This is a genomic window from Acidovorax sp. (genome assembly GCF_046314175.1).
GTDB lineage: Bacteria > Pseudomonadota > Gammaproteobacteria > Burkholderiales > Burkholderiaceae_C > Acidovorax.
Window position 1 is genome coordinate 20,599 of record NZ_JBKBXG010000066.1, and the last position, 8,647, is coordinate 29,245.

Annotated in this window: 10 protein-coding genes; 5 read left to right on the forward strand and 5 right to left on the reverse strand. The window is 65.1% G+C overall.

The window, feature by feature from the left end; all coding sequences use genetic code 11:
* Positions 1 to 70 precede the first annotated feature (70 nt).
* Genes ACK4OE_RS17920 through ACK4OE_RS17930 form a run of 3 tightly spaced genes read right to left on the reverse strand, consistent with a single transcriptional unit; the run spans position 71 to position 2,452 of the window.
* Entirely contained in the window at positions 71 to 1,477 is a 1,407-nt protein-coding gene (locus tag ACK4OE_RS17920; protein ID WP_409886627.1) for an MATE family efflux transporter, read from the reverse strand.
* Positions 1,474 to 1,983, reverse strand: coding sequence for a MaoC family dehydratase (locus ACK4OE_RS17925; protein WP_409886629.1), 510 nt, complete (start codon positions 1,981 to 1,983; stop codon positions 1,474 to 1,476). The genes ACK4OE_RS17920 and ACK4OE_RS17925 overlap by 4 nt, the downstream gene beginning before the upstream one ends.
* On the reverse strand, positions 1,973 to 2,452 hold the full coding sequence (locus ACK4OE_RS17930; RefSeq protein WP_409886630.1) for a MarR family winged helix-turn-helix transcriptional regulator: 480 nt from the start codon (positions 2,450 to 2,452) through the stop codon (positions 1,973 to 1,975). The genes ACK4OE_RS17925 and ACK4OE_RS17930 overlap by 11 nt, the downstream gene beginning before the upstream one ends.
* Positions 2,453 to 2,525: 73 nt before the next feature.
* Between ACK4OE_RS17930 and ACK4OE_RS17935 the strand changes: the two genes are divergently transcribed.
* The 4 genes from ACK4OE_RS17935 to ACK4OE_RS17950 all read left to right on the forward strand — a co-directional run bounded on the left by ACK4OE_RS17935 (position 2,526) and on the right by ACK4OE_RS17950 (position 5,070).
* Complete coding sequence (locus tag ACK4OE_RS17935) at positions 2,526 to 3,077, forward strand: PaaI family thioesterase (RefSeq protein ID WP_409886632.1); 552 nt, start codon at positions 2,526 to 2,528, stop codon at positions 3,075 to 3,077.
* Positions 3,074 to 3,487 carry a lactoylglutathione lyase gene (gloA, locus tag ACK4OE_RS17940; protein WP_409886634.1) on the forward strand — a complete coding sequence of 138 codons (414 nt, stop codon included), beginning with the start codon at positions 3,074 to 3,076 and terminating at the stop codon, positions 3,485 to 3,487. The genes ACK4OE_RS17935 and gloA overlap by 4 nt, the downstream gene beginning before the upstream one ends.
* Positions 3,488 to 3,842: 355 nt before the next feature.
* Positions 3,843 to 4,436: a gamma-glutamylcyclotransferase gene (locus ACK4OE_RS17945; protein WP_409886635.1), complete on the forward strand. Its 594-nt coding sequence runs from the start codon at positions 3,843 to 3,845 to the stop codon at positions 4,434 to 4,436.
* Positions 4,437 to 4,536: 100 nt separating this feature from the next.
* A complete protein-coding gene (locus ACK4OE_RS17950) occupies positions 4,537 to 5,070 on the forward strand; it encodes a superoxide dismutase family protein (protein WP_409886637.1) in 534 nt (177 codons plus the stop codon).
* 56 nt (positions 5,071 to 5,126) lie between these two features.
* Here the strand turns inward: ACK4OE_RS17950 and ACK4OE_RS17955 are convergent, their stop codons facing one another.
* Both ACK4OE_RS17955 and ACK4OE_RS17960 read right to left on the reverse strand, forming a co-directional pair.
* The gene (locus ACK4OE_RS17955; RefSeq protein ID WP_409886639.1) at positions 5,127 to 5,702 is read right to left on the reverse strand and encodes an NTP transferase domain-containing protein; all 576 of its coding nucleotides are present in this window, start codon (positions 5,700 to 5,702) and stop codon (positions 5,127 to 5,129) included.
* 107 nt (positions 5,703 to 5,809) lie between these two features.
* A complete protein-coding gene (locus tag ACK4OE_RS17960) occupies positions 5,810 to 6,709 on the reverse strand; it encodes a LysR family transcriptional regulator (RefSeq protein WP_409886641.1) in 900 nt (299 codons plus the stop codon).
* A gap of 134 nt (positions 6,710 to 6,843) precedes the next feature.
* Here ACK4OE_RS17960 and ACK4OE_RS17965 point away from each other — a divergent pair, with 134 nt between their 5' ends.
* Entirely contained in the window at positions 6,844 to 8,151 is a 1,308-nt protein-coding gene (locus tag ACK4OE_RS17965) for an alpha-hydroxy acid oxidase (protein ID WP_409886643.1), read from the forward strand.
* The last annotated feature ends 496 nt before the right edge of the window (positions 8,152 to 8,647 follow it).

Sequence of the window (8,647 nt, forward strand, 5' to 3'; positions counted from 1 at the left end):
GTGGTTACTACTGAATTGATAGCTACTGGCGCTTAATAGATAAGCGCTAGCGGCCATTTTGTCTATATTTTCAGGTCTGTGGCGTGCGCCGCAGCAGGCCTGCCATGCTGCGCGGCCAGCCGACTGGGCCGAACCAGGCGCCACCCGCAATCGCCCAGGCGTTGACGACTCCGTAAAGCACCAGCGCCACCGCTTGTGCGGCAAACACCGCGGCCAAACCACCGCCCCAGCGCAAGGCCAACCAGCCGCCAGTCACTGCAACAGCAAGGCGCACAATGTTGCCAATCACCGGCCAGAGCAGGCGCCCTGCCCCTTGCGAGGCAAAGTACAACACCAGGCCCAGGCCGAAAAAGCCGTACACCGGGCCGACGGTGCGCAAATACAGAGCGCCCGCCTGCAGCATGGCGGGGTCGCTGTTGAACAGCGACAGCCACGCGTGGGGAAACGCCGCCGCCCACAAACCAATCGCCTCGGCCATCATAAACGCCATGCCCGCGCCGATCCAGGTGGCGCGCAAGGCCCGCTCGCGCTGGCCCGCACCGATGCAGGTGCCCACCATGGCCACCAGGGGCGCGCCCAGGCCGAACACCAAGGGCACCAGCAGATATTCAAGCCGCGACGCTGTGCCGTAGCCCGCGATGGCGGCAATGCCAAAGCCGCCCACCAGCGCAGTGGTAACGCCGATCGACAGATTGGTGGCGACCGTGGAGACGGTGCCCACCAGCCCGACCCGCAGGATGTCCTTGAACAGCACCCACCGAAACCGGATGTGCGCCAACGACGGCCTCAGCAGGCTGCGCGGCGACCACAGGTACGCCGCCAGCACCACACTGCCAATCAGGTAGAACGCCAACAGTGCAATCGCGCCACCCGCAATGCCCAGGCCGGGGATGGGGCCCCAGCCAAAGATGAAAAGCGGCGACAGCGGCACCAGCACCACCGCGCCCAGCACCGTCACATAGGCCGGCACGGCCATGTTGCCGGTACCTCGGATCACGGCCGACAGCGTGTTGAACAGCCACACCAGAAAAGCGCCCGCAAACACCCAGTTGGAATAGATCAGCGCCGCATCCAGCGCACCACCTGCGCCGCCCATGCGGGTGTAAAGCCAGCGCCCTCCTCCCACCACGCCCACCGTAAAGACCAGCGAGAACACCGCTGCGATGACCAATGAGTGCAGGACTAGCGCATCGGCATCGTCGCGCCGCCGCGCGCCCAAAGCGCGGGCAATGGCCGATGCGATGCCGCCGCCCATGGCGCCAGCAGAGGTCATCTGCATCAGCATGACGACCGGGAACACCAGCGCCATGCCCGCCAGCGCATCGGTGCCCAGCTTGCCGACGAAGTAGGTTTCGATGAGGCCGACGCCCGCCTGCGCCAGCATCACCAGCACATTGGGCGCGGCCAGCCGCAGCAAGGTGGGCGCGATGGGCGCCTCCAGCAGCATGCGGGTGCGGGGGTTCAAGGCGTCCGTCATGCCATAAATGCCGATGCACCGGGCTTGCGTGGTACGACGATGCGCACGGTGGCCACCTGCAACACATCGCCATGCTGGTTGCGCGTTTCGCTGCGCACGGTGACCATGCCCCGGTCGGGCTTGGACTTGGAAGGCTGGATCTGCAGCACCTCGCTCACCACATGCAGCACATCAGTGGCGCGCGTGGGCCGTGGCCAGGTGACTTCGGCCCCCGCGCCGATGATGCCGCCCGCAATGGGCAGGCCGCTGGTCACCTGCAGTCGCATGGTCACTGCCGCGGTGTGCCAGCCACTGGCGGCCAGACCGGCAAACAGCGTGGGCCGGGCGGCCGCGTCGTCCAGGTGGAACGGCTGCGGGTCAAACTGCGCAGCAAAGGCCTTGATCTGCGCTTCGTCCATGGCGTGTTCGCCACTTCTGAACTGGTCACCTACCGCCAGGTCTTCGAGGTAGACGACAGGCCGGCCTGCGTCGGCCGACGAGGCGGGATGGGCGGTCTCACTCGCCATGGACAGCCTCCTGTGTGTGCAGCGCGGCCAGCAGATCCAGCGAATCGTCCACCAATGTGTGCAGCGCTATCACGCGCTCTGCGCCCAGCGTTGCATTCAATGCCAGTTGCGCCGCCTTCCAGTGGCGCTGTGCCTCGGCACGTTTGTCGCGGCCAGTGTCAGAGATATGCACCAGGCGGCTGCGCGCGTCGGCGCCCGCCTCCAGGGTGACCCAGCCGGCATCCACCAGGGGGCGCAGGTTGCGGGTCAGCGTGGACGCATCCATCTTCATGGCCACCGCCAGGTCGCCAGGGCGGATGGGGCCCAGTTTGAGCACATGCGACAGCAGCGAATACTGCGTGGTCTTGAGTCCGCACTTTGCCATCTCTGCGTCGTAATGGTTGGCTACGCGGCGCATTAACTGGCGCAGCTTGAAGTTGGTACAGCCCTGGGGCAGCACAGGGACCGAGGTCGATGGTTCGGCTTGCATGAATTAAATTGTATCTGCAATAATTGCATATGCAATATTCTCCATCAAACCAGCTCCTCAACCAAGCAACCCCATGACCCACCACAACCACCTTGAACACTGGCTGGCCCAAGAGCGCGACATCCTGGCCCGGCTGGATGCCGGCCCAGGCCCCGGCGTGGCCCAGCGTGAGCAAATTGCCCACCTGAACGGACTGCAGCAGATGCAGGCCATGCTGCGCGGCGAACTGCCCTACGCCGCCATCGCCAAGACGCTGGACTTCTTGATTGTTGAAGTGGGCGAAGGCACAGCCATCTTCCAGGGCACGCCCCGCGCAGAGCACCTGAACCCCATGGGCACCGTGCACGGCGGCTGGTTTGCCACCCTGCTCGACTCGGCCCTGGGCTGCGCCGTGCACACGCGCATGGAGCCCGGACGCGGCTACACCACGGCCGAGCTGGGCATCAACCTGGTCAAGGCCATCACACCGAAAGTGCAGCGGGTGCGGGCCGAAGGCCGCGTGATCCATAGCGGGCGCCAGCTTGCCACGGCCGAGGCCCGCCTGGTGGGGCCAGACGGTACGCTCTACGCCCACGCCACCACCACCTGCCTGGTTTTTGACATGCCTGCACAATCGAAAGGATGAAATTCCTCCACACGATGCTGCGCGTTGGCAACCTTCAACGCTCGATTGACTTCTACACCAAGGTGCTGGGCATGCAACTGCTGCGCCAGTCCGAGAACCCCGAGTACAAATACTCGCTGGCGTTTTTGGGCTTCGACGGCGGCAACCCCGGCCAGGCAGAGATCGAGCTGACCTACAACTGGGGCACCGAAAGCTACGACATGGGCACCGCGTATGGCCATATTGCGCTGGGTGTACCGGATGCGTACGCAGCATGCGAAAAGATCAAGGCCTCGGGCGGCAACGTGACGCGCGAGGCAGGTCCCGTCAAAGGCGGTACTACCGTGATCGCATTTGTAACAGACCCCGATGGCTACAAAATCGAGTTGATCCAGCGCGCCGAGGGCACGGGCGGCGCAGGCCTGCGGTAACCAGTTACTACCAAATTAATAGCTGCTAGCGCATGCCAGATAAGCGTTAGAGGCCAATTTGACCTAAAAATCCCGGCACTGCCGGGTTTTCTACGGAGCGATCTGGAGAACCTGCCTGGCCATTGCGCGCCCATTGCCGCATTCACGCGGCGTGCTCCGGCATTGGTGTCAGTGTCAGTGGCTCCTTCAGGTGTCTTCAGCTCGATCTTGTCGTCTGCCACGCCGTCGTCATCCGAGCAGGAAAACCAGGACACCCTGTTGGGGTGTTGAAAAAAATGGACTGCCGCCGCCCTGAAACCTGCAGCGCAGAGGCCCCAGAGCGCCCAACCAAGCTTTTCGATCGTAGAGTGACGGCATGACGAATCTCCCCGCCCCCCTGCGAGACCCGGCCCCCATGCTGGAGCGTGCCCTGCACGAATGGGGTGGCCACCGGGATCTGTGGGTGTTTGGCTATGGCTCGCTCATCTGGCGGCCTGACTTTGACTACAACGAGCGCCGCGCCGCCAAGGTCCATGGCTGGCACCGCGCGCTGAAGATGTGGAGCCGCATCAACCGGGGCACGCCCGAGTGCCCGGGCCTTGTGTTTGGCATGCTCTCAGGCGGCAGTTGCCGGGGCATGGTGTTCCGGGTGGACAAGACGCATGCGCGGCAGGTCATGATCAACCTGTGGCAGCGCGAGATGATCACCGCCGTGTACGACCCGCGCTGGCTCACCTGCCACACGCCGCAGGGCCCGGTCAGTGCGCTGGCATTCACCCTGTCGCGCAAAAGCCCCAACCACACGGGCGAGCTGCCCGACCACGAGTACAGCCGCATTTTTGAGCAGGCCTGTGGGCGGTTTGGTACCACCATCGACTATGCCCAGGCTACCTACGACGAACTGCGCAAGCACGGCATCCATGACCGGGCCCTGGCCCGCTTGATCGCTTTGGCAAAAAAACAGGCGTAGTTTTCTGGTTCCCCCGATACGATGGCGACCACCCGCGGTGGACAGCAGAAACATCCACATCGCGCGGTGTTCCTCTGTTTACGTTTTAGGAGTGTGGGTCATGAAAACTCGTTTCACCCTGTCGATTCTGTCGTCGCTGGTGGCTGCGGTCGCCCTGGCGGGCTGCGCGTCGCACCTTGCGGGCCTCCGCGCCACCGCCAAGCTGGAGCCCACCCGCGGCAACACCACCAGCGGCACCGTGACCTTTGCCCAGACCGGCGACGGCGTGCAAGTGTCTGGCGAAATCCGCGGCCTCAAGCCCAACGCCGAGCACGGCTTTCATGTCCATGAAAAAGGCGACTGCTCCAGCGGCGACGGCATGAGCACCGGCGGCCATTACAACCCCGGCGGCAAGCCCCATGGCGCCCACGGCGCTGGCGAGCACCACACGGGCGACCTGCCCAGCCTCAAGGCGGACAAGTACGGTGTGGCGGCATTCAGTTTTCTGTCGCGCAGCATCACCCTCGCAGGCCCCACCAACGACATCATCGGCAAGGGCCTGATCGTTCACCGTGACCCCGACGACTACAAGACCCAGCCCACGGGCAACGCAGGCCCGCGCCTCGCTTGTGCGGTGATCACGGCGGTCAAGTAATCAAGGTGTCAACCCGCCCGCTCGGGCATCTTGGTTCGTTTGGGTAGCTCGGTTGCCTAGTCCGTAGATTGCCGCCGCGCAGCCAGCAACACCGCTGCGCGCTCCAGGTCCTGCACGGTGTCTACATCGGTCACCGTGCCCGCGTCATCCACGTCTACCAGCCGCACCCTGCCCTGCTGCGCCTGCTGGCGCACCACACTGGCGGCGCCTTGCTCGCCTGCCAACGCAAGCAGCCCTTGTTGGCAAGTCCACGAAAATCCCACGGGGTGGCCCCGCTCGCCCCGGTACACAGGCACCGCCACAGCGCAGTCGGGGTCTGCCAATGCGGCAGCGATAGTGCGCAGCGTTTCAGGCAGCACCAGCGGCAGGTCCCCCGGCAAGACGAGCCAGCCCGGAGCATCTGGCGTGGCACGCACCGCTGCCGCAATCGAATCGCCCATGCCAGGGTGCCCCACATCCTCCAAATGCCACGGCAAACCGCTGGCGCGCACCGCGGCCAGGGTGTGCTCCAGCACCGTGGTTTCACCCAGGCGCGCGCGCAGCTTGTGTACCGCGCCGCCCGATGCGGCAAACCGCGCTCCCCGGCCGGAGGCCAGCACCAGCACAACAGGGGCCGAGAGGGAAATGGGCATGGGGTTTCGCCTTAAAGGCCCGCGCGGGGCCAGGAACTGCGAGACGCAGCGGGCGCGATTCTAGTGCCGGGTCAATGCGGTCAATGCGATCAAGCCGGCCAGTGCGTTCAGAACGCGCTGCTCGCCACCGTGAAATCCGCGTGCTGCGTTGCCAGACCATGCAACATGCCCACCAGTGGCCGCAAGTCATCGCGCCGACTGTGCAGCGCATAGCCGAGCGACCCCAGAGGTACCGGGCTGGCCAACATGTGCAGCACGCCCCGCGCGCAAAGGGCCTGCGCCCAGCCCTCGGGCAGCAGGCCAATGCCACTGCCGTGCGCCAGCAGGCCCACGATGGCGCCCCAGTGGTTGCAGACCAGCCGCCGCGTGGGGCGGGCGTCCGCCTGCCGCAGCCAGTCGTCGATGAGATGGGTCACACCCGAGCCCTGGGGCAGCGTCACCAGCGGGTGCAGCAGCAATGCGTCTGCATCCATGCGGGCCACACTCTGCGCCACCGCAGGGCCCGCACACCAGGTAAACCGGGCGTTCGCCAGGGACACCGAGGTCAGCACGCTGCGACTGGCCGTGCCCGCAATCACGGCCACATCCAGTTCGCCTTTATCCAGCCGCTCTGCCAGGGCAGCGCCCACATCGACATGCACTGACACATCAACGTGGGGGTGCGCACTGGCGATGGCGGCCACAAGGCGCGGCAACCAGGTCAGCGCAGTGAGTTCGCCCACGCCCAGGCGGCAGGGGCCCCGCAGGCCCGCAATGCTGCCCATGTCCTGCTGCACACGGTCGGCCTGCTGCAGCAGCGCGCTGGCCATTGGCAGCAGCCGTGTGCCCGCCTCCGTCAGCGCTGCGCGGTGCCCGCTCCGGTCAAAAAGCACCTGCCCCAGCGACACCTCCAGCTCGGCAATGCGCTTGGACAGCGACGACACGGACAGGTGCACACGCCCGGCCGCCATGGCAAAGGTGCTGCAGGTGGCGGCCCAGTAGAAGGCTTCGAGCTGCTTGAGGGTCATGGTTTTTAATGTCAATTTAGCGAACAAATACTGATCAATAAATTCGCTTTCTTGATTCTGCCGCTTTTTGGACACTGCTTTCTAGCCTTCCAGCCTTTAATCCTTCCATTGCTTGTTTTAGCCCGGACCCGCTCATGCCCAACCCCTCCCCCACGCTGGCCTCGCCCGCACCCAATGCCTGGCAGGCGTTTGATGGCGCTCGCTGCAGCGGCCGCACCCGCGATCTGCTGTCGCTGGACGACTTTGAAGCCGCAGCGCGCCGCGTGCTGCCGCGCCCCATCTTTGGCTACGTGGCGGGAGCGGCCGAGGACAACCAGGCACTGGACGACAACCGCCGCGCCTTTGCCGAGCTGGCGCTCGTACCCCGCGTGCTGCGCAACGTGGCCGAGCGCGACCAGGGCGTGACCCTCTTCGGCAAACGCTACGCCAGCCCCTTCGGCATCGCACCCATGGGCATTGCGGCCCTGTCGGCCTACCGGGGCGACATCGTGCTGGCGCGTGCGGGGGCACAGGCGGGCATCCCCGCCGTGCAAAGCGGCAGTTCGCTCATCCGGCTTGAAGAGGTCATGCAAGCGGCCCCCGGAATCTGGTTTCAGGCCTACCTGCCGGGCACGCCAGATCGCATCGACGGCCTGCTGCAGCGCGTGGTAGCGGCCGGCGTAGAAACCCTGGTGGTGACGGTTGACATTCCCGTGGCAGGCAACCGCGAGAACAACATCCGCGCGGGCTTCTCCACCCCGCTGCGGCCCGGCCTGCGTCTGGCGTGGGACGGCCTGGTGCGCCCCCGCTGGCTGGCGGGCACGTTGCTGCGCACCCTGGCACGCCACGGCATGCCGCATTTTGAAAACTCGTTTGCCGAACGCGGCGCGCCCATCCTGTCGTCGCGCGTGCAGCGCGATTTTTCAGCCCGCGACCATTTCGACTGGAGCCACATCGCCCACATCCGCCGCCAATGGCGCGGGCCGCTGGTGGTCAAAGGCATCCTCAGTCCGCACGATGCGGCCCTGGCCCGCCAGCACGGAGTGGACGGCATCATCGTCAGCAACCACGGCGGCCGCCAGCTCGATGGCGCAGTAGCACCCTTGCGCGTGCTGCCCGCCATTGCCGAGCAGGCGGGCAGCGGCATGACGGTGATGCTGGACGGCGGTATCCGCCGTGGCACCGATGTGATCAAGGCCCTGGCGCTGGGTGCGCAGGCAGTTTTTGTGGGCCGCCCGTTCAACTACGCCGCAGCGGTGGACGGCGAGGCAGGCGTTGCCGCCGCCATCGGCCTGCTGCGCGCCGAAGTGGACCGCAACCTGGCCATGCTGGGCGCCGCCTCCTGCCAAGACCTGGGGCCAGAGCATCTCATGGACCGGCGGGCACCCTGGAGGACTGCGGCGCACGCTTCTCGGCGGGTGCCTGATCAAGCTGGGGAGCCAAGTGCAATCAGCGCAGTTTGAAATGAAGTGATGGCAGCGCCGCCAACGCTCCCCTGTCGATCACTTCATAATTGATAGCTGCCAGCGCTTATCTGCAAAGCGCTGGCAGCACTTTTCATTCAATAGGAATGGTCTGCAGCGCCACGGACGGCCTCAGGTTGATTTCGAACTTTCAATCGACCACCATTGGCAGGTAGTTTTTGACCCGAACCGTCCTGTTTGCCGTGCAATATAGAACTGCCATGGGTGGTCCTTCAGTTAAAGTCCTCGCCCCTCGGGTGATTTTTACCCGCATCGAGCACCCCGCTAACGGGGTTTGAAAACAAAATCTGCGACTTTGGGCGGCACCAGGGATCCTCTGCACAAATCACCGCGCCGTGCGCATCTGCGGACTCAGGCGGTCTGCCGCGTTGCAAATGCTCGCAATAGCTACGGCTATTGCTGCGCTTTGCGCCTTGCAGCCCATCCCGATCCGCAGCGCACACTTACCGCTCGATTCGTGCAGAGGATCCCTAGC